20 protein-coding genes are annotated in these 24,969 nt (G+C 38.8%); 10 read left to right on the forward strand and 10 right to left on the reverse strand.

Going from position 1 to position 24,969, the window contains the following annotated elements; translation table 11 throughout:
• The first annotated feature begins 120 nt into the window (after nucleotides 1-120).
• Nucleotides 121-774, forward strand: coding sequence for a carbonate dehydratase (gene can / locus OO7_RS13710; RefSeq protein ID WP_043892732.1), 654 nt, complete (start codon nucleotides 121-123; stop codon nucleotides 772-774).
• Nucleotides 775-870: 96 nt separating this feature from the next.
• Here can and hpt read toward each other — a convergent pair whose 3' ends face one another.
• Both hpt and cueO read right to left on the reverse strand, forming a co-directional pair.
• Nucleotides 871-1,407: a hypoxanthine phosphoribosyltransferase gene (gene hpt / locus OO7_RS13715; protein ID WP_008916527.1), complete on the reverse strand. Its 537-nt coding sequence runs from the start codon at nucleotides 1,405-1,407 to the stop codon at nucleotides 871-873.
• 416 nt (nucleotides 1,408-1,823) lie between these two features.
• A complete protein-coding gene (gene cueO / locus OO7_RS13720) occupies nucleotides 1,824-3,437 on the reverse strand; it encodes a multicopper oxidase CueO (RefSeq protein WP_008916528.1) in 1,614 nt (537 codons plus the stop codon).
• Nucleotides 3,438-3,756: 319 nt separating this feature from the next.
• On the opposite strand from cueO, the gene OO7_RS13725 reads away from it, so the two are divergent.
• On the forward strand, nucleotides 3,757-4,104 hold the full coding sequence (locus OO7_RS13725; protein ID WP_008916529.1) for a YacC family pilotin-like protein: 348 nt from the start codon (nucleotides 3,757-3,759) through the stop codon (nucleotides 4,102-4,104).
• Between the two features lie 94 nt (nucleotides 4,105-4,198).
• Here the strand turns inward: OO7_RS13725 and OO7_RS13730 are convergent, their stop codons facing one another.
• Nucleotides 4,199-5,236, reverse strand: coding sequence for an AbrB family transcriptional regulator (locus OO7_RS13730; protein WP_043892733.1), 1,038 nt, complete (start codon nucleotides 5,234-5,236; stop codon nucleotides 4,199-4,201).
• A gap of 309 nt (nucleotides 5,237-5,545) precedes the next feature.
• A complete protein-coding gene (locus OO7_RS13735; RefSeq protein WP_008916531.1) occupies nucleotides 5,546-6,178 on the reverse strand; it encodes a TetR/AcrR family transcriptional regulator in 633 nt (210 codons plus the stop codon).
• Between the two features lie 369 nt (nucleotides 6,179-6,547).
• Here OO7_RS13735 and OO7_RS13740 point away from each other — a divergent pair, with 369 nt between their 5' ends.
• Nucleotides 6,548-7,771: a Tm-1-like ATP-binding domain-containing protein gene (locus OO7_RS13740; protein ID WP_008916532.1), complete on the forward strand. Its 1,224-nt coding sequence runs from the start codon at nucleotides 6,548-6,550 to the stop codon at nucleotides 7,769-7,771.
• Between the two features lie 10 nt (nucleotides 7,772-7,781).
• Entirely contained in the window at nucleotides 7,782-8,609 is an 828-nt protein-coding gene (locus OO7_RS13745; RefSeq protein ID WP_008916533.1) for a phosphoenolpyruvate hydrolase family protein, read from the forward strand.
• 104 nt (nucleotides 8,610-8,713) lie between these two features.
• Here the strand turns inward: OO7_RS13745 and OO7_RS13750 are convergent, their stop codons facing one another.
• Nucleotides 8,714-9,610, reverse strand: a complete 897-nt coding sequence (locus tag OO7_RS13750) for a diaminopimelate dehydrogenase (protein ID WP_008916534.1) — start codon at nucleotides 9,608-9,610, stop codon at nucleotides 8,714-8,716.
• 335 nt (nucleotides 9,611-9,945) lie between these two features.
• On the opposite strand from OO7_RS13750, the gene OO7_RS13755 reads away from it, so the two are divergent.
• The 5 genes from OO7_RS13755 to msrA all read left to right on the forward strand — a co-directional run bounded on the left by OO7_RS13755 (nucleotide 9,946) and on the right by msrA (nucleotide 16,904).
• Nucleotides 9,946-11,292, forward strand: coding sequence for an MATE family efflux transporter (locus OO7_RS13755; protein ID WP_008916535.1), 1,347 nt, complete (start codon nucleotides 9,946-9,948; stop codon nucleotides 11,290-11,292).
• A gap of 208 nt (nucleotides 11,293-11,500) precedes the next feature.
• Nucleotides 11,501-12,820, forward strand: a complete 1,320-nt coding sequence (locus OO7_RS13760; RefSeq protein WP_008916536.1) for an L-cysteine desulfidase family protein — start codon at nucleotides 11,501-11,503, stop codon at nucleotides 12,818-12,820.
• A gap of 476 nt (nucleotides 12,821-13,296) precedes the next feature.
• The gene (locus tag OO7_RS13765) at nucleotides 13,297-15,366 is read left to right on the forward strand and encodes an ATP-binding cassette domain-containing protein (RefSeq protein ID WP_008916537.1); all 2,070 of its coding nucleotides are present in this window, start codon (nucleotides 13,297-13,299) and stop codon (nucleotides 15,364-15,366) included.
• 28 nt (nucleotides 15,367-15,394) lie between these two features.
• Nucleotides 15,395-16,411 (forward strand): ABC transporter substrate-binding protein, encoded by a 1,017-nt coding sequence (locus OO7_RS13770; protein ID WP_008916538.1) that lies wholly within the window; start codon nucleotides 15,395-15,397, stop codon nucleotides 16,409-16,411.
• Nucleotides 16,412-16,439: 28 nt separating this feature from the next.
• A complete protein-coding gene (msrA, locus tag OO7_RS13775; protein WP_008916539.1) occupies nucleotides 16,440-16,904 on the forward strand; it encodes a peptide-methionine (S)-S-oxide reductase MsrA in 465 nt (154 codons plus the stop codon).
• A 55-nt stretch (nucleotides 16,905-16,959) separates the two neighbouring features.
• On the opposite strand, the gene yjiA is transcribed toward msrA, so the two are convergent.
• The 5 genes from yjiA to OO7_RS13800 form a co-directional block, all read right to left on the reverse strand.
• Nucleotides 16,960-17,916 carry a GTPase gene (gene yjiA / locus OO7_RS13780; protein WP_008916540.1) on the reverse strand — a complete coding sequence of 319 codons (957 nt, stop codon included), beginning with the start codon at nucleotides 17,914-17,916 and terminating at the stop codon, nucleotides 16,960-16,962.
• A 25-nt stretch (nucleotides 17,917-17,941) separates the two neighbouring features.
• Nucleotides 17,942-18,145 carry a YbdD/YjiX family protein gene (locus tag OO7_RS13785; RefSeq protein WP_008916541.1) on the reverse strand — a complete coding sequence of 68 codons (204 nt, stop codon included), beginning with the start codon at nucleotides 18,143-18,145 and terminating at the stop codon, nucleotides 17,942-17,944.
• A 63-nt stretch (nucleotides 18,146-18,208) separates the two neighbouring features.
• Nucleotides 18,209-20,359 carry a carbon starvation CstA family protein gene (locus tag OO7_RS13790; protein WP_008916542.1) on the reverse strand — a complete coding sequence of 717 codons (2,151 nt, stop codon included), beginning with the start codon at nucleotides 20,357-20,359 and terminating at the stop codon, nucleotides 18,209-18,211.
• Nucleotides 20,360-20,808: 449 nt separating this feature from the next.
• Nucleotides 20,809-21,987 (reverse strand): formate-dependent phosphoribosylglycinamide formyltransferase, encoded by a 1,179-nt coding sequence (gene purT / locus OO7_RS13795; RefSeq protein WP_008916543.1) that lies wholly within the window; start codon nucleotides 21,985-21,987, stop codon nucleotides 20,809-20,811.
• A 177-nt stretch (nucleotides 21,988-22,164) separates the two neighbouring features.
• Entirely contained in the window at nucleotides 22,165-23,121 is a 957-nt protein-coding gene (locus OO7_RS13800) for an aminoimidazole riboside kinase (RefSeq protein ID WP_008916544.1), read from the reverse strand.
• Nucleotides 23,122-23,443: 322 nt separating this feature from the next.
• On the opposite strand from OO7_RS13800, the gene OO7_RS13805 reads away from it, so the two are divergent.
• Entirely contained in the window at nucleotides 23,444-24,901 is a 1,458-nt protein-coding gene (locus OO7_RS13805) for a glycoside hydrolase family 32 protein (protein WP_008916545.1), read from the forward strand.
• Nucleotides 24,902-24,969: the final 68 nt, after the last annotated feature.

The raw sequence follows: 24,969 nt of genomic DNA on the forward strand, positions 1-24,969 counted from the left end.
GAGAATTCAATATTGTCTTATCGAAATAAGTTAAGCATTATAATAATGTAAAAAAGAGTGCCAATATAGGGGTAAATCCTGTATATATTTTGTCGAATTTAAAAAACTAGGCTACACGTCATGATGAGAAAAATTGAAGAACTATTCGCAAACAACGAAGCATGGTCAGCATCTGTCAAAGAAGAAAATCCTGAATTTTTTAAAGAATTATCCAAAGCGCAAAAACCACGATTTTTATGGATAGGCTGTTCAGATAGCCGCGTTCCTGCTGAAAAATTGATTAATGCAGCACCTGGAGACTTATTTGTTCATCGTAATGTAGCCAACCTCGTCATTCATACCGACTTAAATTGTCTGTCAGTTATCCAATATGCCGTTGATGTCCTTGAAGTTGAGCACATAATCATTTGTGGACATTATGGGTGTGGCGGTATTGAAGCTGCGGTTGATAATACTGAACTTGGTCTGATTAATAACTGGTTGCTGCACATTCGCGATATCTGGTATCGACACAGCTCAATGCTGGGTGAACTGAAACCTTGTGAACGTTTAAACCGCTTATGCGAGCTGAATGTTGTTGAGCAAGTTTATAACTTGGGGCATTCAACGATTATGCAATCAGCATGGAAACGCGGACAAAAAGTGATGATCCACGGTTGGGTTTACGGAATCAATAATGGCCGTTTACATGATTTGCAAATCACAGCAGATAGCAGAGAAAAGCTGGAACTGTGTTATCGCGAAACGATTGCTAAATTAACAAATAAGAAATAGTTTTTGTTATAACTAATTGATTATAAATAACCCCCAGTGATTGGTTATCCAATTCAATTGGGGGCTTTATCAATCATTAACAATTGAATAGGTTATCTATTCTTCAAGCAAAGTCACATGTCCAATATAAGGCAAGTGACGATATTGCTGAGCATAATCAATACCATACCCAACAACAAATTTATCTTCTATTGAATAACCAACCCACTCAACTGGCACTTCAACTTCACGACGAGATGGCTTATCAAGCAGTGTACAGATAGCGACGGATTTTGGTCCGCGTAGTTCAAAAATCTCACGAACTTTATTCAGTGTATTTCCTGAATCGATAATATCTTCAACGATAAGAACGTGTTTACCGCGAATATCTTCATCTAAATCTTTGACAATTTTAACATCACGGCTTGAATTCATCGCATTGCCATAGCTTGAAACTGTCATAAAATCGACTTCATGAGGCACTTCAATTTTACGGCACAGGTCTGCCATAAAGATAAAAGAACCTTTTAACAATCCCACTAAAACTAGCTCACCATCAATATTTTTATAATGTGCGCTAATTTTCTCAGCTAGCTCGCTCACTCGCTGACTTAGCTCTTCTTCAGAGATCATCACTTCAAGAGTATGTTTCAATTTCCCAATACCTATTTGTTTAAAAACCTAAAAATCATCTTATTCTACATATGAAATCATCATCTTTGTTTGATTGCCATTAAAGAGCAAAAATTCAACATAATGAAGACATAGGAAACGCGATAATAAAATATGCGGGCAAGTATAACAGAACTCATCATTTGACGTAAAAGAGGATTGACTGACTTATTGTGAATTTTGTTGAAAGTTAACAAATATCCATATTTATAAGAGATACCATTGAAAAATAACAGTAATTTATTGATAATATTAATTGATTAATATGAGTAGTAACAATAAAAACGGTAATAAACAAGCACTGCCTCTAAAGATTGTTATTCTTACTACCATGATTTTAATTATTTTTTAAACCATCGAATTCACAACGAGACAGTGCAATACCTACCAATATTGAATTAACTGACCGAAAATCCCATCATCATTCCGGTATCTTCATGCTCTAATAAATGGCAATGCGCCATATAGGGATGCTGATTTGTGGCGGGATGTTTGAATTCCACCAATATCTCGCTGACTTGGCCTTCAACTTTAACAATATCTTTCCAGCCTTGTCTGTGTGGTTCAACCGCTCTGCCATTTTCTTTCAAAATTCTAAAACGTGTACCATGCACATGGAAAGGATGTAGCATCATGTCGCCTCGTCCAGAAACAACCCATAATTCTTGACGATTCATTGGTGCATCAAATGCAGCTTCTGTCATAGAAAAAGCTTGGCCATTAATTGTATTCGCATTATGTAGATCAAACTCCCCACCATTCATGCCGCAATGGTTCCCATTAGCACGATTTCCCATTCTATGCCCCATCATTTCCCTATTGTCACCATTATGCATCATTGGACCATTCATCATGTTGCCATGGTGCATCATACCGCCCATAGCTTGGTCACCGTAACGTTCTCGTAACAGCATCATCCCTTCCATATCTAATCGCATATCCATCATAAGATGGAAACGACGGCGAGTAAGACCCGTTAAAGAAGGAATTGCAGGCATCGTTGATAATACTGAAGGCAATTTACCTTCTCCCGCACTCATCATTGTTTCAACATGTAATACAGGAAGAGGCTGGTCAAATGGGGTAATCGTCATACCTATCTGATTGACAGGCAAAGTCACTAAATCAAATGGCTGACCATCAGATGCATCAATTAAGACTTCAAAACGTTCTCCCATTAAAATAGGAAGTTCTGTTACAGCAATAGGCTCAGCTAACAATCCGCCATCACTTGCCACAACATACATTTTTCGTCCATCACTGGTTGAAATATTTAAGCTTCGAGCATTGCATCCATTCAGTAATCTAAAACGTAACCAACCTTTAGGTGCAACATGTTTTGGAAGTACGGCACCATTAGTTAGCATGATGTCGCCAAACCAACCAATCGCAGCACTCATAATATCGAGTTGATAATCAATTTGCCCATCATCTTTCAAACGTTTGTCTTGTAAAATAACTGGAATGTCATCAACACCCCAAACATTTGGTAGGCCATGTTTATCACTGTCATCATCTTTGATGAGAACTAGCCCCGCAAGCCCCATGGCAACCTGATAACCCGTTTTACCGTGAGTGTGTGGATGGAACCAACAAGTTGCCTCATCCTGCTCCACAGTAAAATTGACTTTTCGGCTATCTCCCGGACGAATAATAGCCTGAGGGCCTCCATCTTCTTCACCTGAAATTTCCAACCCGTGCCAGTGCACTGTTGTCTCTTCTGGTAGATGGTTAACAATATCAATATTAACCTGTTGACCATTTTTCAAACTCAATGCAGGTCCTAACAGATCACCATTATAACCCCACGTGATCGTTTTTTTTCCCGGAATAAATTGCGAACTGCCTTCTTTTATGGCAATTTTGATATTGCCTTGAGCATCTGGCTCAAGTAAAGGTGGGATGGCTAAAGTTGGATAATTACCCGCAGCTATTGCTATTCTGCTCCAAAGAGGTAATGTACTGGCAGTGCATGCAATGGCACTTAATTTAATGAAATCACGGCGTAACATTGATTCTTTTCCTTTTATCATCAAATCAATATACTCATCGACGTGTTCAAACAATTATTAGCTAATCTGTCTCACTGTAAAGCACAGTATGTACTTATGAATCACTTTAATTGACAATTAAATAATGAAAGTGATTAATCGCTTCCACACCTGTCGATGATCTTTTGTCATTAAATGATAAAGCTTCCCCCTACAGGAAGGTCAAGTAACCATGCTTTAATTATGGATATATAATATAGCTTTAAGAAAAAATATACTTGACTAACAATTCTATTGTTATGTTAACGTTACTTGACATGAAAAACAGATAGAATACTGAATGCGCAAATTTACCTTAATTTTTTACATCATTACTTTGCTAGGTGTGACTCACTCAGCCAGAGCGCTAAGTTCTAGTGAAGCAGAAGATCTCGCTGATTTAACAGCGGTTTTTATTTATTTAAAATATGATTGTGGCTATTCACAAATCCCTGATCGCGAAATTGAACGAGCAATTATTTACTTTGCTCGCAGTAATAAATGGGATTTGAATGACTATGATTCGAAAAAAATGACACAACTCAACAATGAAAGTTATCGTGATTTGAAATCCATTCCGCTACCACAAGATTTTAAATGTCAGTCATTAGCTCGTGATTCATTAGGTTTGTTTGCTTACGTTAAGTAGCTACTGATAACCGCTTTTTAGCCATTTATTGAGTTGAAAGCTGTTTGGTTTTTAATAACTAAACAGCTTTATTCACCTATTCACAACAGCACATCTAGTGTGAACGCTTTTCTCGTCTTTCTTGCCAAAACATCACAACCGATGGGATAGTTTGGATAATAACCATTCTAATAATATGGTTCGACATCACAAATCCCGCATCTAAATTCATGGTAATAGCGGCAAATGTCATCGCTTCCATGCTGCCTGGCGCCCAAGCTAATAATAAAACTTGCATAGGATAACCCGTAATCCAAGCCGCAAAAAGGGTAATGAGTAACGTCAGAAAGATATTGATGATAACGACTTGTGCAGATGAATAGATATTTTTAATCAATGATGTCATCGGAAAAACAACAAAATGGTTACCGATGTTCATTCCTATTAGCACCATACTAAGTTCCGTTATCATAATCGGAAAGTTTATCGGTACATTAACCCAACCTTGAATTAAAGAGGCTGATGCCAAAGATGTCAGCATAAAGGGTGCGGGTACATGCAGTTTTTGTAGGATCAGACCTAAAACTAGCCCCACTAATACAATAATACTTAGCCAAGCTGTTGCCTCTAATGTTAAGGAAGGCAATTCAATCATAGGTTGCGGATCACCGCTACTTCCAACAACTATTCCCGCTAATAAGATAAGGATAATCAAACGAATAGTATGCGAAATGACAATTTTTTGTGGCGGAGTATTGGTGTGATCCATTAATGCCAATATGGCAGCCATTGCACCGGGAACAGAACCAAGCATTGCTTCTTGCTTTGTCCAACCTACTTTTCGATGAAACCAAAAATAACTAAATGAAAATTGGACAGCTAGACAGATAACTAGCATCACTAACAATAAAAAAAGGTTCTCTGCTTGCAGTGAAACCTGATTAAACATTAATCCGACAGATGTCCCTAAAGAGAGCTGAACAAATGTGAGTGTATATTTAGGAATCGCGAATTGAATGCCAAAACGATGGAAAATGATAATAGCAAGAATAGGACCAAACATTAGTGCAAGTGGTATACCTAAGTAGGTTAAGGAGCCACCAATTAAGGCGCAAATAGCAATACCTAATCCCATCTTCAACAATCTTATCATTGTTAAACCCTACTATTACGCAAATATACCAAGCGCTTAAATCATGGTTTATCCGAGGTTGCTAATGACCCTTTAAGTCAACTTATGTTTATCTACATATTTACATGATGTATTAAACAACAACCTCGGCCCATTTCACTATATGGATTTTATCATATAATTGCCATAGTAATTATTTCGCTATGTCTTATTTTTATTGATTTATTCAGCTGCTGTCATTTAAATTAGCGAGACACAAAATCTTGCAAATAATACTGTGGAAAGCCATCTATCTATATCAATTCAATATTGATTAAATGATTAATTCTACTATTTTAATTGTGATTCTTTATCTGCAATAGCTTGGTTAATAACAGCTTTTGCCATCCATTTAGCCATTTTTATGACTTCATCATCTTCTTGTTTCCAAATATCTTTTAAGACGACAAATATTTCTGAACCATAAATGACAGAGAAGGCTTTGATCACTTTATCAATCAATTCTTGCGGAAACTCACCTTTCATTGGCTCCGTCACCATCGCCAAAATATCCTTACGATTTCCCCGCTCAAGACGTTTTTCTGTCTGTTCTTGTGGTGATGCTCGCCCTTTAGCCCATTGCTGTAAGGAAATTTGTAATGCTGCCCTAAGAGCGCCTTCATGCTCAAACATGCGAGGTAAAGCAAAAGTCAGTAATTCATCAATCCGTTCTTCTGTTTTTTCACTGCTTGGTTTCCAAGTTAAAATAGGTCCAAGACTTGCGTTAACGATGGCAGCAATCAGGTCACTTTGTGTCGGGAAATAGCGATAAGCAGTGGCTCTTGAGACGCCAGCTTCGATGGCTAATTCAGAAACAGAAGGGATATCCCCTTTTTCAAATAACATTAATGCAGTATTGATCAACAAATTATAAGTCCGCTTTCGTGTCCCTGTATATTCATGACTTGAATTAATTAATGTCATTTATTCCTCCTCCGTCAACATATTCATCTCTCTTATTTAAACCATTCTTATAATAAATTACACATAATATTTTATAACTAAACAAAGTACATAAATTGTTAGTAATGATACTGAATTCAGCTCACTTCCTTTTATCCTAAATCATTTTTAATTGACTTAAATAGTTTTCAAAAAAAATCATCTTTTATAAAAAAAAATGAATGACAAAGAAATAAATAATTATTATTTATCATAAAGATACAAAAATTCATCATAAAAGAAATTTATTCAGATTAAAAATGAGACATTAGTCTCAATCACTAACAAACCAAAATGATACTATAGTCTCATTAAGATGATAAACATCGAACCACATGTAAGGATTTTCCTATGAGACAAGATCCGGGATATATCTACATTGCAACAACATTAGATACGAAAAGTGATGAACTATTCTATGTAAGCGACCTCATTAAAAAAGCAGGATTAGCAGTACGTACTGTTGATCTAACGACTCGCCCAACCCAGCTTAGCAAAACCGCGGATATTAGTGCGCAAGCTGTTGCTGAATATCATCCAGAAGGTGCTAAAGCTGTTTTTTGTGGTGATAGAGGAAAAGCCATTGAAGCAATGGCTCAAGCGTTTAGTCTTTTCCTACAAGCACAAACCGATGTTGCCGCTATTCTAGGTTTAGGTGGCTCAGGTGGAACGGCACTTATCACACCAGCAATGCAATCTTTACCTGTAGGGATCCCAAAGTTGATGGTTTCCACAATGGCTTCAGGCGATATCTCAGGTTATATCGGGGCAAGCGACATCTCAATGATGTATTCAGTCACTGATGTTTCTGGGCTTAATATTATTTCTCGTAAAGTACTCAGAAACGCAGCAAATCAAATTGCAGGTTCAGTCTATTTTCAACAAGAAGATGATGATGTTATTGAAGTAAAGCCCGCAATTGCATTGACCATGTTTGGCGTGACAACACCTTGTGTTCAACAACTGACTAAACAACTTGAACCTGAATATGACTGCTTAGTTTTCCATGCCACAGGTAGTGGCGGCAAAGCGATGGAAAAATTAATTGATAGCCAACTTTTACATTCCGTCTTAGATATTACGACAACTGAAGTCTGTGACTACCTTTTTGGCGGTGTCCTCGCTTGTGATGAAGATCGTTTTGGTGCAATAGCCCGAACTAAAACTCCTTGTATCTTGTCATGTGGCGCTCTTGATATGGTCAATTTTGGTCGGCCATCAAGTATTCCAGAACAATACCAAGACCGCTTGTTCTATCACCACAATGCTCAAGTGACTTTAATGCGGACGACAAAAGAAGAAAATGCGCAAATGGGGCGTTGGATAGCGGATAAGCTTAATCGTTGTGAAGGTAAAATGAGTTTTATTATTCCAACTGCTGGCTTTTCAGCATTAGATATTGAAGGCGCACCATTTTGGGATCCTCAAGCAGACCAAGCTTTTATCAATGCATTAACCGAAAATCTTATAACAACAGAAAACCGCAAACTTATTTTGAGCGCTTATCATATTAACTCACCTGAGTTTTGCGAACAGGTTATTCAATTACACCAGGAACTTTTGAACAGCAAATAAGGGTTTATTCATGAAACATAATCGCGAAAATCTACTTAAAAACTTTAGAGATATGATTGCACGCGGCGAACCAATTATTGGCGGCGGTGCAGGTACAGGGCTATCAGCAAAATGTGAAGAAGCGGGAGGAATAGACCTTATTGTTATTTATAATTCAGGTCGTTATCGTATGGCGGGTCGCGGCTCGCTTGCAGGCCTCTTAGCTTATGGCAATGCAAATGAAATCGTGATGGATATGGCGAAAGAAGTACTACCCGTTGTTAAACACACCCCTGTTCTCGCTGGCGTAAATGGCACTGACCCATTCTGCCAATTTGATCAATTTCTTGATGAAATTAAATCAATCGGATTTGCTGGTGTACAAAATTTCCCAACAGTTGGCTTAATTGACGGTAACTTTAGAGCTAATTTAGAAGAAACTGGCATGGGTTACGCACTGGAAGTCGACATGATCCGTTTAGCTCATGAAAAAGGCCTATTAACCACGCCTTATGTATTCAGCCGTGAAGATGCTATTGCAATGGCTGAAGCAGGTGCCGATATCATTGTGCCACATATGGGATTAACAACAGGCGGGAATATTGGCGCTGAAACGGCATTAACATTAAAAGATTGCGTTCCGTTAATTAATGATTGGGCAAAAGCCGCTAAGTCAGTCCGTGATGATGTAATTGTCTTATGTCATGGTGGCCCAATCGCAACACCTGAAGATGCTGAATTTATTTTAGCAAACTGCCCTGATTGTCATGGCTTCTATGGCGCAAGTTCCATGGAGCGATTACCAACTGAAGTGGCTTTAACTGCAACAACTGCTAAATTTAAATCAATTACTCGTTAATCATTTTATGGCTTTGCCAACACCAGGGCGCTTACTTAAGTAAGCGCTTTTTTATTGCCTTAGTTTCTTTCTATTCATGAATAGAAAATATCTCATGCCATCAATTAAACTAATTTAGCAATCAATTTATCGAGGTCACCTTGTAAAAAATGCACGGGTGGGATTTCAATTACCGTGAAAGCCCCCGCGGCCTGCTTCATTGTGGCGCGTGCAGCTGATACCATAAATTGTGAAGTCAATGCAGGATTATTAATACGCATTGAATATTCAAAGAGTTGATTATGTGTGGCACCAGAAACACCTTTATGTGTCATGTGTACACCATGACCTACATCTTTCAGCGCATCAATACTATCAACTTGGCGAATATGTGTTTCATCTGAAGAAAAATACTTATCTGCTTTGATAACGCGTGAAACCTCAGCAAAATCAGCCTGTTTTTCTAATTCAACATACACCATACGGCGATGAACGCCGGTACCTAATGGAATAGTGACTGATAAAGCATCTCTGACGCCTTCAACAGCTTTAGCCGCAACACTGTGCCCCATGCTCATACCGGGCCCAAAGTTAGTGTATGTCACCCCTTTTGGTGCCATTGCCAACATCAACGTTCTCATAATGGAATCAGAGCCTGGATCCCAACCGGCCGAGACAATTGCAACGCTATCATGTGCTTTTGCCACTTTATCTAATCGATTTTTAAGCGCTACAATATCAGAATGAACATCAAAACTATCCACTGTGTTAATGCCAAGGCTTAAAATATTTTCAGCTAATTCTCCAATGGCGCGAGTGGGTGAACATAGCAATGCGACATCGACTTTTCCTAGTTTTTCAATCTGATCAACAACGGAATAACCCGCCAGCTCAGCTGGAATATCTTGGATATTACGACGAACAACACCAACTAACTCAAAATCTTCTGCGGCTTGCACAGCTTCAAGAGCATAGCGGCCAATATTTCCGTAGCCGACTATTGCGACTTTAATCTTTGTCATTTTATCTCCGTTAGGACTCAAATTATCATTTTTAGATGATGATAATCGCTACTTTATATCTAAATAAGTTAGCAGGATCAGACTCATTAGACAAAAGATTCATTTTCCACAATTTAAGTCATATTCGCCTCTATCAAGGATAACCAAATCAAGGTAGAATCTGACTCGTTTTTTCTTTATCCCTCTTTGATAATGTCAGTTACCTAAAAGTGGTCGAAACCTCTCCTGATAAATAATTTATTATTTAATAATCAGGCGATTGATTGATGCGTGCTATCAATCACCACTCGAAGTATAGCGGGAAGTTTTCTATTATTTTATTTTGAAGGTTCTTCATGCCCCAATCCAATGTCACTGAGAGATCACTTTTCTCGCTCAGTTGGCCAATATTTATTGATATTTTTCTTCATTTGGCCACCTTACTGATTAACACCTACATGGTCAGCCATGTTTCAACTGCTTATCTCGCAGCAATGGGCGTGGGTAATCAGGTTTTTGACCTATTTATTACCATATTTAGTTTTATAAGTGTGGGTTGTAGTGTTGTTATCGCTCAATATATTGGTGCTGGCCGCCGCGAAAAAGCGAATCAGGCGATCCATATATCGATTGCCTTTAACTTTTTACTTGGTTTTTCCAGTGCCCTGATTACCCTATTTTTGGGTTACAAAATCCTTAGCGTTATGAATACACCATCTCATCTCATGGAAGATGGTTATGCATATTTACACATCTTAGGGATTTGTTTAATTCCAGAAGCGATTTCAATCATTCTCGCAGCCTGCTTGCGCGTTTATGGCAAAACCCAACCAGCAATGTGGGTCACCTTTATTGCCAATATTATTACTGTTATCGGTAATATGATTGTTTTATACGGCTTTTTTGGTTTACCTCAATATGGATTGGAAGGCGTTGCATGGTCAACAGTGGTTGGCCGTGTTGTTGCCGTTATCTTACTTTCTTGCTTACTATTTTATGGTTTAAGAATTAAATTTGTTCCACTTATGCTCGTTCGCTGGTCACGAAATATGCTCAGTAAAATTTTGCATATAGGATTACCTTCTGCGGGTGAAAACTTAGTGTGGATCTTACATTTTATGACCGCATCAGCCTTTATTGGTTTGATGGGGGAAACCGCACTTGCCGCACAAACACTTTATTTCCAACTATCACTGTTCATTATGCTATTTGGCATTTCTATCAGTATCGGAAATGAAATAATGGTGGGTCATCTCGTTGGTGCAAAACGCTTTGAAGATGCTTATCGACGCGGCATAAAAAGTCTCAAAATGGGCTTTTATTTCACGATTGTTATTGTCTTTTTCTTCTGGTTATTCCGTAATCCAATTATTGATAACTTAACGGAAGATCAAGGTATTATTCATTTATTACTGCCCTTGTTCCTACTTTCTGTTTTCTTAGAGCCCGGACGTACATTGAATATTGTGATGGTCAATGCGCTTAGAGCTTCAGGTGATGCACGTTTTCCTCTTTGTACCGCAATTATCTTTATGTGGGGTGTTGCTATCCCATTAGGTTATTTCTTGGGTATCAAAATGGAAATGGGCTTATTGGGAATTTGGATTGGCTTTTTTGCAGATGAATGGCTACGAGGCCTAACAAATGCTTGGCGCTGGCGTTCACGTAAATGGCAATCAAAAAGGCTTGATCTCGAAAGTTAGTGTTCAAAATGCACATTCAATCTCACTAACACTTTAGATGAGATTGAATGTGATGCATCTCAAAATCAAAAAATAAACACTATAAAAGTGTGATTAGGTAGGAAATTTTTCTACCATGTGTTTTTTACCTGGCAACATAGTGAAACTTTTCTCCTCCGTTTTCATTAGAATATCCACATAAACTAGATGTTCTTTTGGGGATCTCATCATGCCAGTTCAAGTCCAGCCTCTTCTTTGGCAATATTTTATTAATGCCGTAAAGCAGGAAGTCAAACCTGCTTTAGGATGCACTGAACCCATTTCTTTAGCATTAGCTGCTGCTAAAGCCGCATCTTGCTTAAAAGGTGAGATTATTCGTGTTACTGCTTATGTATCCCCAAATTTAATGAAAAACGGCATGGGTGTTACTGTGCCGGGAACGGGAATGGTTGGCTTACCAATAGCGGCTGCATTAGGTGCTATTGGCGATGATGCAGATGCAGGTCTTGAAGTATTAAAGTCGGCTTCTTATGCTGAAATTGAGCACAGCAAACAAATGTTAGCAAAAGGCTTAGTCACTGTTGATATTAAGCAACCTTGTGATGAGGTCATCTATTCTGAAGCTTCAGTTTATACATCGCAAGGTTATGCGACTGTCATCATTGCAGGCACGCATACCCATATTGTCAAAATTATCTGTAACGGCAATGTTATTTTTGATGACTCACAAAAAACATCCCATAATCAATCTACAACAGATTGTGCGGTTGATGTTGAGTTACCTCCTGTGACAGCAAAAGCCGTTTACCAATTTGCGACACAAGCGCCACTGGAAGATATCCGTTTTATTTTAGAGTCTGCTCAATTAAATGATGCATTATCTCAAGAAGGGCTGCGTAATGTATATGGGCTACATATTGGTAAAACATTACAAACCCAACGTGATCGCGGCTTACTCTCAAAAGATCTATTATCAGAAATTATGATCAGAACTTCTGCGGCTTCGGATGCGCGCATGGGCGGTGCTATTTTGCCTGCAATGAGTAACTCTGGCTCAGGAAACCAAGGTATCGCTGCAACAATGCCTGTGGTGGTAACAGCGGATTACTTACAAGCCTCAGAAGAGCAGCTTGCACGCGCTTTAATGTTATCTCATTTAATGGCTATTTATATTCACAATCAGCTACCAGCGCTTTCTGCTTTATGTGCGGCAACAACTGCGGCAATGGGCGCAGCAGCGGGTATCGCATGGTTACTTGATGCGCGTTATGACGTTGTTTCAATGGCAATTTGCAGCATGATTGGCGATGTTAGCGGCATGATCTGTGATGGTGCATCAAATAGTTGTGCAATGAAAGTATCGACTAGTGCAAGTGCAGCTTATAAAGCCGTTCTTATGGCACTTGATAATAGTTGTGTTAGAGGCTCTGACGGCATTGTTTCTGATGATGTTGACCAATCAATAGCGAATTTATGCGCTTTAGCGACAGGTTCTATGCGCCACACCGATGTACAAATTATTGAAATAATGGCCGCCAAGGCGCGATAAATTCCCCCTAAATTCCCTCTAATCTAATGAGCTGTATCTTAATAGTTGAATTACAACTTTTGAGGTGCGGCTCATAGCAACATAAAATTTGCTATTAATTAATTGTTTTTATAGATTAAATTATTAGGCATCATTATTTTATTTTTAGATCAGTTTATCTTAATAAAGTAAAATTAATATTTAACTGTCATTATTAACCTCACTAAATCAATACAAATCAGATAATAGTTCATTTAAGTTGAAATAATTACATAATGAATAATTTTCATCATAAATTATAAATAACAATAGGAAATTATTTATTCTGATTTGGTATTTCTTTTCATTCCACACTATCTATTAGTCTGCATCTAACCTTCCCACTAAACAAACCAGATATACAAAATAACTATCCTGCTATCGGCAAGGACGACTTGGCGATATAAGTAACTATAACATGATGGTTTTATTATAAAAATTTATTGAGAGAATCGGCTGTGAACATTCAATCTGCACTTGGGAAAAATACGACACCCTACATAATAAATTCATCAGATCTTCCTATTGCTGATGAAGTCATTATTGAGTTTCATCACGTCACAAAAATATATGCCGCAATGTCAAAGCAAGCACAAAAACCAGCGGTTAATAATATTAGCTTTAAAGTTTATAAAGGCGAAGTATTGTGCTTGATGGGAACATCAGGAAGTGGCAAATCAACCTTATTACGTCATATCAATAGATTAATTGACACAAGTAATGGTGAGATACTTATTGAGGGGCAAGATATTAGCACTCTTAATCATAAATCATTACGGGAATTACGTGCAAAACGCATTGGTATGGTATTTCAGCATTTTGGATTATTACCCCATCGTACTGTAATTGAAAATGTTGCATTTCCACTTGAACTAGAAGGCAAATCTGAAGACATTAGACTTGCAGCAGCTCGTGAACAACTTAAAGCGGTAGGATTAGAAGGCTGGGATGAACATTATCCTGACGAGCTATCTGGTGGAATGCAACAAAGAGTCGGTTTAGCGAGAGCATTAGTCACCAACCCAGACATTTTATTGATGGATGAACCATTTAGTGCTTTAGATCCCACCATTCGCCGAAGCTTACAGCACCATTTTTTGCAGCTTGTTCGTGAAAGAGGTATTACAACATTATTTGTCACTCATGATCCCAGTGAAGCATTACGCCTAGCTGATCGCATTGCTGTAATCCGTCATGGTGAATTGATTCAAATAGCAACACCTGAAGAATTATTAGATAGCCCCGCAGATCCCGAGGTTGCAGAGTTTTTTCAAGATTATACCGCTACGCCAGCTTTATTCGCTGTTCCGCAAAGTAAAACCGCTAAAACGGAAATAGATGTCGTACCAGAAATACCGGCAACACCCTTATTTTCAATATGGAAAACCTGCCTACTTGGGCCAGCCTCTTTCGCTGAATATGGCAAAGGTGGTCTTTTTTGGTTCACTTCTGCATTAGAAGTCGCTGCGGTTGCATTATCAATACAAGGTATTTTATTTAATTGGTGGCTAACACTTATTGGGATTTCGTTATTCTTTGTTAGTCGAATAATTACAATTTTACAGATCAAAAGAGCAAGAAATAATCGTCATTTAGGATGGAAATTACCATTATTTGTATTAATTATGAGCCAATTTTTCGTAATTTGGCGAGTTTTCACATCAGATACCAATAATGCTTGGCTAATGTTTCCCGCTGATCGACAACTATTTGCCAATACCGCGCAATATATTGATAACCTGATTGATTGGTCTCAAACCACCTTTGAAAGTGTATTTGTGGGATTAATCGTGCTAGTGCGTACTGTTATCGAGAGCATTGAATCTATTCTCGGTTGGCTACCTTGGACTGTCAGTGCGTTAGCTTTAATTTTCTTATCATGGCGTGCATCGGGACTTGGTTTGAGTCTATTAAGCGCATTCGCTGTAAGTTATATCGGTGTTTTTGGTTTTTGGGAAAGAACGATTTCAACATTAGCTTTAGTCGGTTCTTCAGTATTTATCGTTTTAGTTATCGGCATTCCATTGGGCATTTTAGTTGCAAGTAAAAAACTCGCGCGCCGGATCATCACGCCACTGCTCGATATCATGCAAACACTTCCAACATTTGTCTATTTAATCCCAGCCGTCGCATTTTTTTCCATTGGCAAAACACCTGCGGTCATAGCAACTGTCATATTTTCATTAGCACCAATGATCCGTTTAACCGCACTAGGTTTACAAGAGGTGGCAAAAGAATCCGTGGAAGCTGCCGTCGCTCATGGCGCAACACCTTGGCAAGTATTAACTAAAGTCAAACTACCATTAGCAAAACGTTCATTATTATTGGGTATTAACCAAACTATCGTGATGAGTCTATCAATGGTGGTTGTCGCGGCATTAATTGGCGCAGGAGGATTGGGCTACGATGTCATGGCGGCATTACGGAATATCAAGGCTGGAGAAGGAGTGCTTGCTGGTATTGCGATTGTACTTTGCGCATTAATTCCAGACAGGATCATTCAATCAAATCTACATAAACAACAATAAAAATACTATTACACACTAAGGGGATCTTATGAGTAAATCATTACTGAGACAATTAGGAGCGGCAGTACTATTCACCGCACTTTCCTTTCCATCGCTAGCAAAAGATAAAGTTGTGATCGGTGAACAAAACTGGACAGGTGCTATCGCCATTCAACATATTTTAGGCGAAGTCATCAAAAGTCGTTTGGATGGTGATGTTACTTATCTTGCCGGTGACCTACCGGTTTTATTTGCCGCGGCAGGTAAGGATGATGGCACAGTCGATGTGTTAACAGATGTTTGGTTACCAAACCAATCTGCCGCTTGGGCAAAATATGTTGTTGGAAGTAAAACATTGGTGCCGACCAAAAATCCTTATATTGGTGAACAAGGATTTTATATTCCTGGATATTTGCAGGATAAATACAACATCAAATCAGTTTACGATTTGCAAAAAGCGGAAATTGCAGAGTTATTTTCACCTTTAGGCGGAGGAAAGCCAGAATTACTCGTAGGTCCAGCTGGTTGGGAATCGACATATATTGGTGAAATTAAAGCTAAAGATTATGTATTTGGCGATAAGTTTACCCCTATTTCCACCGAAGCTTCTGTCACTTATGCGAAACTAGCAGCGGCTTATAAAGCAAAACGCGGTGTGATTTTCTATGCTTACACGCCTGATTGGATTTTTGCTGCCTATGATTTACGTCGTTTAGAAGAGCCTGAATTTGATGGATATGCTCAAGATAATAAAAAAGATGATCCAGCCTATAAAGTAGATGGATGCTGGAAATTTATTAGCCCAACGGTAGACAGTGATTGGCTCAATAAAAGTAAAATTACGTGTGCTTATCCTGATGCAAAAGTCTATGTGCTCTCTGCTGCTAGTTTAGAAAAACGCGCACCACGAATTGCAGCCTTATTACAAAATGTCGCCATAGAACCTTCACAACTAAACCAATTGATCTTGGAAATTGAAAAAGAGAATGTTCCACCCGCTATTGCCGCAAAACAATGGGTACAAAACAACCAAGCCACCGTCGATAAATGGTTAGCTTCAAAATAATAACATTTTAAAAAACCGTGAGGTCATGATGAGTAACAATAAGCAAAATCTATTACAGCAAGCTACATTTGGTGCGGGTTGCTTTTGGGGGGCTGAAGCTGCTTTTCAAGAAATAAAAGGCGTTGTGCATAGCCAAGTTGGCTTAGCCCGCTCTGAAGAGATAAATTCACCTTGGATCGAAGTTGTTCAAGTTGACTTTGATCCGAACGAAACCCATTACAATGAGTTATTGGCACTATTTTGGAAAATTCCTGACCCTTTATCTGTTGATAAACAGGGCCATGATATTGGTGAAAAATACCGTTCAGCCATTTTTACCCATTCTGATGAGCAAACACAACTGGCTATTTTATCAAAACAGCAATTACAAAATGAGCACTACCCAAACCAAGCTATTGTCACAGTCGTGACACCATTATATGAATTTGAATTAGCTGATGAAAAAGATCAGAACTATATTCAAAAACACGGTGCGGGAGCCTGCTCAATTTAAGTTTTTATCTTTAGACGTCCTGAAGAGATTGTCTTCCCCATCTCTTCAGGTAACGTTATGCTAACTGAGCGAATTTTTCGCGTATTTCTTCTTCCGGTAGATTAACACCGATAAAAACGAGCACACTTTCGCGCTTTTCATTCTCTTGCCAATCTCTATCCCAATCAGCACTATATAAACGCTGAACACCTTGGAATAACAAGCGTTTTGACTCATCTTTAATCGATAAAATACCTTTATAACGCAACAGATTATCCGCAAAACCAAGTAATAAATCTTCCATCACTTGAGAAACTTCCATCAGTTCTACCGGATAATCAAATTTAACAACGATAGAACTCACTTCATTTTGTTTTTCCGGAGTAAAACGGAATTTAGGTTGGCTGACATTCAATGTTGGATCTAATAAAAATCCTTGAATATCGAATAACAAATTAAGGTCAATATCGCCATTAACAACAGGATAAATTGGCGCGCGCGCATTGATGCGCTGTAATCGTTCTGCTAATGCTTCATATTGCGGCTGTATATCAGTCTTGGTTAAGAGAATTCTATCTGCGTAACCAATTTGCGCTTGGGCTATGGCAAAATCGTTGAGTTGTTTATCTGCATGAACCGCATCCACCAAAGTAATGATGCCATCCAATAAAAAACGTTCACATAAAATTTCGTGTGAGAAAAAAGTTTTGGTTATAGGACCCGGATCGGCCATTCCCGTGCATTCAATCACTAAGCGGTCAAAATTAAGCTTACCGCTATCAATACCATCCAATAAATCTAATAATGCATTTTCAAGTTCATTAGAACGGCTACAACAAATACAGCCATTACTTAATGTGGTAATTTGAGTTGCCCGATCACCAATTAAGGCATTATCAATCGGCACTTCGCCAAATTCGTTTTCAATAACCGCAATTTTATGTCCATGGTCAGCTTGGAGTATGTGACGCAGTAAGGTCGTTTTACCTGCTCCGAGAAAGCCAGTTAGAATAGTGACGGGAATAGGTTTCATACAGTTATCCTCATTGCATCATCCATTAACAGCAGCGAAATCCACCCTTACCACTGCCACCATAACGAGCATCCTGACGCTCACGAAAAAACTCTTTGTAGGTCATGACGGGTTTATCTGGATGGTTATCTTTCATATGTTGCACATAAGTATCATAGTCAGGAACACCCACTAGCATGCGTGCAGCTTGCCCGAGATATTTACCTGTTTTACCTAGATTTCCAAACATAATACTTGCGCTCCAATAGCTGTGCCCCACAACGATTGCGGGGCACTCATTTTTAACTAAAGATTAATGTGAAGCAGTTTTCACACCTTCTTTAGGAACTGGTACATAAGGTGTTTCTTTATCAGTACGATTTGGGTTTTTCTGTGCTTTCATTGCGACTTTGATACCATAGAAAATAATACCGTAGACGACAACTAGGAACAGAATACTTAGACCCGCATTCGTGTAGTTATTGATAATAATATGATTCATATCAGTAACTTGTTGCGCAGTTAAATCTGCACCGCCAGCGGCAATTTTCTCTTTGTAAGATTTCGCCAGATAGAGGAAGCCTTCTAATTGCGGATTATCACTGAACAGTTTCAATCCTAACGCCCAAGTTGTACAAATCAATAACCAAACTGCTGGTAGCACAGTAACCCAAATATATTTGCTACGTTTCATCTTCACTAAGACAACTGTACTTAGGACTAACGCGACCGCAGCTAACATTTGGTTCGAGATACCGAACAGTGGCCATAGGCTCTTAACGCCGCCAAGAGGATCGACCACACCTTGATACAGGAGATAGCCCCATAAGCCAACACAACCTGCTGTACCAATAATACCTGCGACTAATGAATCTGTTTTCTTCAAGAATGGGACAAAGTTACCCAATAAGTCTTGCAGCATGAAGCGACCTGAACGAGTCCCTGCATCCAATGCTGTTAAGATAAATAGTGCTTCGAATAGGATACCAAAGTGATACCAGAAGCCCATGTTAGCACCAGGGATGATTTCATGGAATACATAAGCAATACCAACAGCTAATGTAGGCGCACCACCCGCGCGGTTCAAGACTGACGGCTCACCAATATCTTTCGCGGTTTGCATGATTTGTTCAGGAGAGATGACAAAGCCCCATGAACTGACAGTTGCTGCTGCATGTGCTGAAACATCCCTCAATTGTGCCATAATTGCCGCACCATCAGGGCCACCAAGCTCATGCAAGTTAGGCATAGTAATACCCAATGCCGCAGGTGGTGTGTTCATTGCAAAATACAAACCAGGTTCAATAATTGAAGCTGCAACTAACGCCATGATTGCCACGAAAGATTCCATTAACATCGCACCATAACCGATGTAACGAGCATCTTTTTCGTTCGCAAGTAACTTAGGTGTTGTTCCTGATGCAATCAGAGCATGGAAGCCAGATACTGCACCACAAGCAATGGTAATGAATAGGAATGGGAATAATGTCCCTTTCCAAACAGGACCTGAACCATCAACAAATTGTGTCACAGCTGGCATTTTTAGCTCTGGGTTCAAAATAACAATACCAACCGCTAAACCAACGATTACCCCAATTTTCAAGAAAGTTGCAAGGTAGTCACGAGGCGCCAAGATCAACCAAACTGGCAGTAATGCAGAGATAAATGCATAACCAACTAATACATAAGTAATCGTTGTATCTTTGAATGTTAATGCTGGACCCCAGTATGGATCATGAGCGATAACGCCACCAAACCAAATAGAGAGGACTAACAAGACAATACCAATAACGGATACTTCACCGACGCGACCCGGCCGGAGATATCGCATATATATCCCCATAAATAGCGCAATTGGTACAGTCGAACAAACAGTAAATACACCCCATGGACTTTCAGCTAACGCTTTCACAACAATCAGCGCAAGTACCGCAAGGATGATAATCATAATCAGGAAGCAACCGAAAAGTGCGAGCGTTCCTGGTACTGTCCCCAGCTCTTCTTTGATGATTTCACCTAAAGAAGCACCATTACGGCGTGATGAGATAAACAACACCATGAAATCTTGCACAGCCCCTGCTAAAACTACCCCAGCAAGTAACCATAATGTGCCCGGTAAATAACCGACCTGAGCCGCTAAAACGGGTCCAACTAATGGCCCAGCACCTGCAATTGCTGCAAAGTGGTGGCCAAATAGAACATTTTTATTGGTTGGAACATAGTTCAAACCATCATTATTAATCACTGCAGGTGTTGCACGAGTAGGATCTAACTGCATCACCCTTTTTGCGATATACAAGCTGTAATAACGATAAGCGATTAGGTAAACAGCAATAGAGGCTACAACAATCCATAGCGCACTGATATGTTCCCCACGTCTAAGAGCAACCACTCCAAGACAAATCGCACCAATTATCCCTAGGATCACCCATGGAATGTGCTTTAAGATAGCTTTTTTGGTCATAGAACACCCTTAATAAGGTAAAAACGAATTTCACCTACGCTTTATTTGCTGATTAACAAATAAAACTAACCCATTGAATTTAATAAATATTATTTTTGATTGCCGCTAAATCTTTTCTGGCAGTTTTATGATGAAAAGAGTTGAGCTCTGCCATGCTGTATATGTTAAGAAATAACTAATCAGAAAGGGGTAAAGTTAAGCTAAGCGGTTGCATACGCAATTAAACGGTCAAATTCGAATGGTGAATGGTTTTGCCTGTAGGATAATGAGGATAAAAATGTGATTAACTTAACAATAATAATGAACTATCAGTCAGTTAACCACATTAACAGAAATGATGAAACATGTGTTTTTTGTTAAAAATCATCAATAAATAGCAATAATTTTGCTGCAATATTGGATTTATTCAGATTGCAATCATCATAAATATCATTTTATAAAGAAATTATTTAGCCACTCACTTTTACTAATGTCGCCGCTTTTTTTGCTTTCTCTAACGCTTCTTCCAGCACATCGGCTATTGCTAATGCCACGCCTAAGCGACGTGTTCCTGCAATTTCTGGTTTACCAAATAAACGCAATTGGATATCAGAATCTAAAGCTTGATTAAGGCCAGAGAAGGTAACATCACGACTGTGTAACTCAGGTAAAATGACCGCCGAGGCACTTGGGCCATATTGACGAATAATCCCGATTGGCAATCCTAAAAATGCTCGTACATGCAGAGCAAATTCAGAGAGATTCTGAGAAATCAACGTCACCATCCCTGTATCATGTGGGCGCGGTGAGACTTCATTAAAGATAACCTCATCACCAACAACAAATAGCTCAACACCAAATAAGCCATATCCACCCAATGCTGTCACTATCTTTTCCGCCACTTCTTGCGCTTTTTGTAATGATTTTTCACTCATTTGTTGAGGCTGCCAAGATTCACGGTAATCCCCTTTTTCTTGGCGATGTCCTATTGGTGCACAAAAATGTATGCCATCAACTGCACTCACTGTCAGCATGGTAATTTCAAAATCAAAATTCACCATTTTTTCAACAATGACACGACCTTGTCCTGTTCGTCCACCTTCTTGAGAATAGAGCCAAGCTTTATCAAGATCTTGCTCTGAGCGGATAACACTTTGCCCTTTTCCTGATGAGCTCATGACAGGTTTAACAATACATGGAAAACCAATTGCTATCGCAGCCGCTTTAAAATCGGCTAAATTCTCAACGAACTGGTAATCCGAAGTGGGCAAAGATAATGTTTCAGCTGCTAATCGGCGAATACCTTCACGGTTCATAGTCAAATAAACGGCATTAGCCGATGGCACGACTTTTTGCCCTTCTTTTTCAAGTTCAAGTAATGTTTTTGTCGCGATAGCTTCAATTTCAGGCACAATGAAATCGGGTTTTTCATTTTCAACCAAATGACGGATAGCCTCGCCATCGAGCATATTAATGGTGTAACTACGGTGTGCAATCTGCATAGCGGGTGCATTGTCATAACGATCAACCGCAATGACTTCAATGCCTAAACGTTGACACTCAATCGCAACCTCTTTACCCAATTCACCTGCCCCTAATAACATCACTTTAGTTGCCGAAGGGCATAATGCTGTACCGATTTGACTCATAATAGAAACCTTTAATACCAGATGGCGAATAATTGACTTAGAGTATATACGCAATCGTTTGCTTGAAACAACAAAGAAAATTAGCCAGATAAAATCATGGCTAATCATTCATCATAAAATAACAATAAAATCTAAGATAATTAATTAGTTATATTTTTATTTATCACCTTCATCATTTTAATTTACTGGCAATAATTCTCTTTGGTGTAATGGAGGTTGCTGATTGATAAATTCCTCAAGTTCTTCTCGTGTCGGTGCCGCATTAATTGCGCCTTTGCGAGTTGTTGCAAGAGCACCACAAGCTGCCGCCTGAGTAATAATTTTCATAAAATATTCATCATCATCACGCATTCCCAAAGTCGCAATTGCAGCAAGCAAACCTGCCATAAACGCATCACCAGCACCCGTTGTATCAATACTGGTGACATGATAAGCACTAATAGCTATCTGTTTTTTAGCAGTAAAGACAAAGCAGCCTTTTGCTCCTTGTGTCACTATCTTCAAATGGGCTGGATAATCATTTATTTTTTTAATGGCATCTTCAAGCTCAGTCTCTTTTGTCAGCCACAACAATTCTTCTTCAGAAAATTTTAAAATATCGGCTTGATGAGCAAATTGATTCACAATGGTGTGCATTTCATTATGATCACGCCACATTTGAGGGCGAATATTAATATCAAAGCTTAATATCCCACCCGCAAATTTCATTGCTTTCATAGTTTCACTAAGTGAGTTGCGACAAACAGGATTCACTAAAGCAAGAGAGCAAAAATGCAGAATATCTTTTTCAAATACTGGCAACTTTTTAGCGCTAAGAAATTGATCGGCTGATGGTGAAACTAAAAAAGTAAATTCACGTTCTCCATCTTCATGCAAAGAAACTAACACTGTACTTGTGCGATATTGCTCATCAAACTCCATTGCTTGCGTATCAACACCAATATCAAACAATGTTTTTTGCATAAAATGCCCAAATGCATCTTCCCCTACTCGGCCAATAAATCCGCTAGGTTGCCCAAGTTTTGCAATTCCAGCAGCAACATTAACAGGCGCGCCACCAGCACAAGCTTCATATTGCCTATTTTGTAATGGGATCAAATCAACAACAGCATCCCCCAAAGACCAAATTTTCATTACTTTTCTCCCCGTAAATATTTAGCTTACGTTACCAACATTGACAATAAAATTGAATTGAGACTAGAAATTTTAAGCTGTTAACGTTAACATTAGTGTTAATTAGTATAAATTGAAATCTAAAAATATGTACATGCGATATGTCACATCATCTAAAAATTATCGCTAAATAAAAATTTGATATCCATACAGAATAAATATAACCAAATGATAATAAATGATTTTAATGAGTAACGAGATTTCATAGATATAACCAAACACTCACTATCTAAGATTAAAGAAACATAGAGTGGGATCATTTACAAGCAGACAAGGATCTATGATGAAACAGCGTATCGAACTGGCATCAACAGCCCTTAACCAAGCAAGACAAACTCTTCAACATCAATTTTACCCTAACTATCATCTTGCCCCTTATGCCGGTTGGTTAAATGACCCTAATGGACTCATTTATCATGAAGGTTTATATCATGCCTTTTATCAGCACCATCCATTTAGTGCAGATTGGGGGCCAATGCATTGGGGACATGCCACAAGTGAAGATATGATCCACTGGCAACACCAGCCTATCGCGCTTGCTCCAGGGGATGAATTTGACCGTGATGGCTGTTTCTCGGGATCTGCTGTCAGCCATAATGGCCAATTATATCTATTCTACACTGGGCATATTTGGTTATCGGGTGAAGGTGACGATAGTCATATTCATCAATCTCAATGCCTTGCTATCAGCCATGATGGCATTCATTTTGAAAAAAAAGGTGTCGTTGTTCCCTGCCCTCAAGGCTATATGCATTTTCGTGATCCAAAAGTGTGGTATCAAGATGATCGCTGGTGGATGGTTGTCGGCGCAAGAGATAGCTTAGATCAAGGCCAAATTCTTTTATTCACTAGCCACGACTTACTTACTTGGTCTGAAAATTATCAAGTTTTAGCAAAAACAGATGATAAAAATGTCTATATGTGGGAATGCCCAGACTTTTTCTCATTAGGTGAACAATTTGTCACACTATTCTCACCTCAGGGGAAAAAGCCGCAAGGACATCAATATCGAAACCTCTACCAAAATGGTTATCTTGTGGGGAATTGGTCACCAAATCAGCCATATGAAATCACTAATCAGTTTTCTGAATTAGATATGGGGCATGATTTTTATGCACCGCAAACCTTTTTAGCTCAAGATGGCAGACGCATTGCGATTGCATGGATGGATATGTGGGAAAGCGCCATGCCATCAAAAGCACATGGTTGGTGCGGATGTTTCACTGTACCTCGCGAATTAACATTAGATGATCAAGGTAAGATTATCTCTAATCCAATTAACGAGTTAACATCTTTACGTACAGAGCAAATTGATATTGCACCCTGTACTTTAACAAAAAATAGTTCCCTGACTTTACTCGATGAAGCGAGTTCATGTGAAATTGAACTCATTTGGGATTTACAACAAAGTCCAGCCGAAAAATTTGGTTTTTGGTTAGGAGATGGAGCAGAGTTTTTTATTGATGGACAAAACCAGCAACTCACTTTATCGCGTCATTATCCTGAATATGCAATTAGTGGCTATCGCAGTGCGCCATTACCACAAACTCGGCATCTTAAAGTAAGAGCTTTTATTGATAAATCTAGCTTAGAAGTCTTTATTAATGACGGAGAATTAACTTTTAGTAGCCGGATCTACCCTAAAGAAAATGAGAGAAAACTAAAAATATTTACCATTAATCAGCAGGCTAAATTAATTCAAGGAACAATATGGCCGCTTAAAAAGCGGGTAATAGGCTGAGTTAACTTCTACGAAATATTTTTCAGAATAAATTTATTACATTTATTCTGATAGCTTAAATAATACTT

Origin of the sequence: Providencia sneebia DSM 19967, assembly GCF_000314895.2 — a bacterium.
Lineage (GTDB): Bacteria > Pseudomonadota > Gammaproteobacteria > Enterobacterales > Enterobacteriaceae > Providencia > Providencia sneebia.

Bases quoted from the DNA above. Each gene is read 5' to 3' on its own strand.
- cueO (WP_008916528.1), bottom strand. From the start codon at position 3,437: ATGTTACGCCGTGATTTCATTAAATTAAGTGCCATTGCATGCACTGCC.
- OO7_RS13805 (WP_008916545.1), top strand. From the start codon at position 23,444: ATGAAACAGCGTATCGAACTGGCATCAACAGCCCTTAACCAAGCAAGA.
- OO7_RS13755 (WP_008916535.1), top strand. From the start codon at position 9,946: ATGCCCCAATCCAATGTCACTGAGAGATCACTTTTCTCGCTCAGTTGG.
- OO7_RS13770 (WP_008916538.1), top strand. From the start codon at position 15,395: ATGAGTAAATCATTACTGAGACAATTAGGAGCGGCAGTACTATTCACC.
- purT (WP_008916543.1), bottom strand. From the start codon at position 21,987: ATGAGTCAAATCGGTACAGCATTATGCCCTTCGGCAACTAAAGTGATG.
- OO7_RS13745 (WP_008916533.1), top strand. From the start codon at position 7,782: ATGAAACATAATCGCGAAAATCTACTTAAAAACTTTAGAGATATGATT.
- OO7_RS13730 (WP_043892733.1), bottom strand. From the start codon at position 5,236: ATGATAAGATTGTTGAAGATGGGATTAGGTATTGCTATTTGCGCCTTA.
- OO7_RS13760 (WP_008916536.1), top strand. From the start codon at position 11,501: ATGCCAGTTCAAGTCCAGCCTCTTCTTTGGCAATATTTTATTAATGCC.
- OO7_RS13750 (WP_008916534.1), bottom strand. From the start codon at position 9,610: ATGACAAAGATTAAAGTCGCAATAGTCGGCTACGGAAATATTGGCCGC.
- OO7_RS13800 (WP_008916544.1), bottom strand. From the start codon at position 23,121: ATGAAAATTTGGTCTTTGGGGGATGCTGTTGTTGATTTGATCCCATTA.
- OO7_RS13785 (WP_008916541.1), bottom strand. From the start codon at position 18,145: ATGTTTGGAAATCTAGGTAAAACAGGTAAATATCTCGGGCAAGCTGCA.
- can (WP_043892732.1), top strand. From the start codon at position 121: ATGATGAGAAAAATTGAAGAACTATTCGCAAACAACGAAGCATGGTCA.
- yjiA (WP_008916540.1), bottom strand. From the start codon at position 17,916: ATGAAACCTATTCCCGTCACTATTCTAACTGGCTTTCTCGGAGCAGGT.
- OO7_RS13740 (WP_008916532.1), top strand. From the start codon at position 6,548: ATGAGACAAGATCCGGGATATATCTACATTGCAACAACATTAGATACG.
- OO7_RS13790 (WP_008916542.1), bottom strand. From the start codon at position 20,359: ATGACCAAAAAAGCTATCTTAAAGCACATTCCATGGGTGATCCTAGGG.
- OO7_RS13735 (WP_008916531.1), bottom strand. From the start codon at position 6,178: ATGACATTAATTAATTCAAGTCATGAATATACAGGGACACGAAAGCGG.
- msrA (WP_008916539.1), top strand. From the start codon at position 16,440: ATGAGTAACAATAAGCAAAATCTATTACAGCAAGCTACATTTGGTGCG.
- OO7_RS13725 (WP_008916529.1), top strand. From the start codon at position 3,757: ATGCGCAAATTTACCTTAATTTTTTACATCATTACTTTGCTAGGTGTG.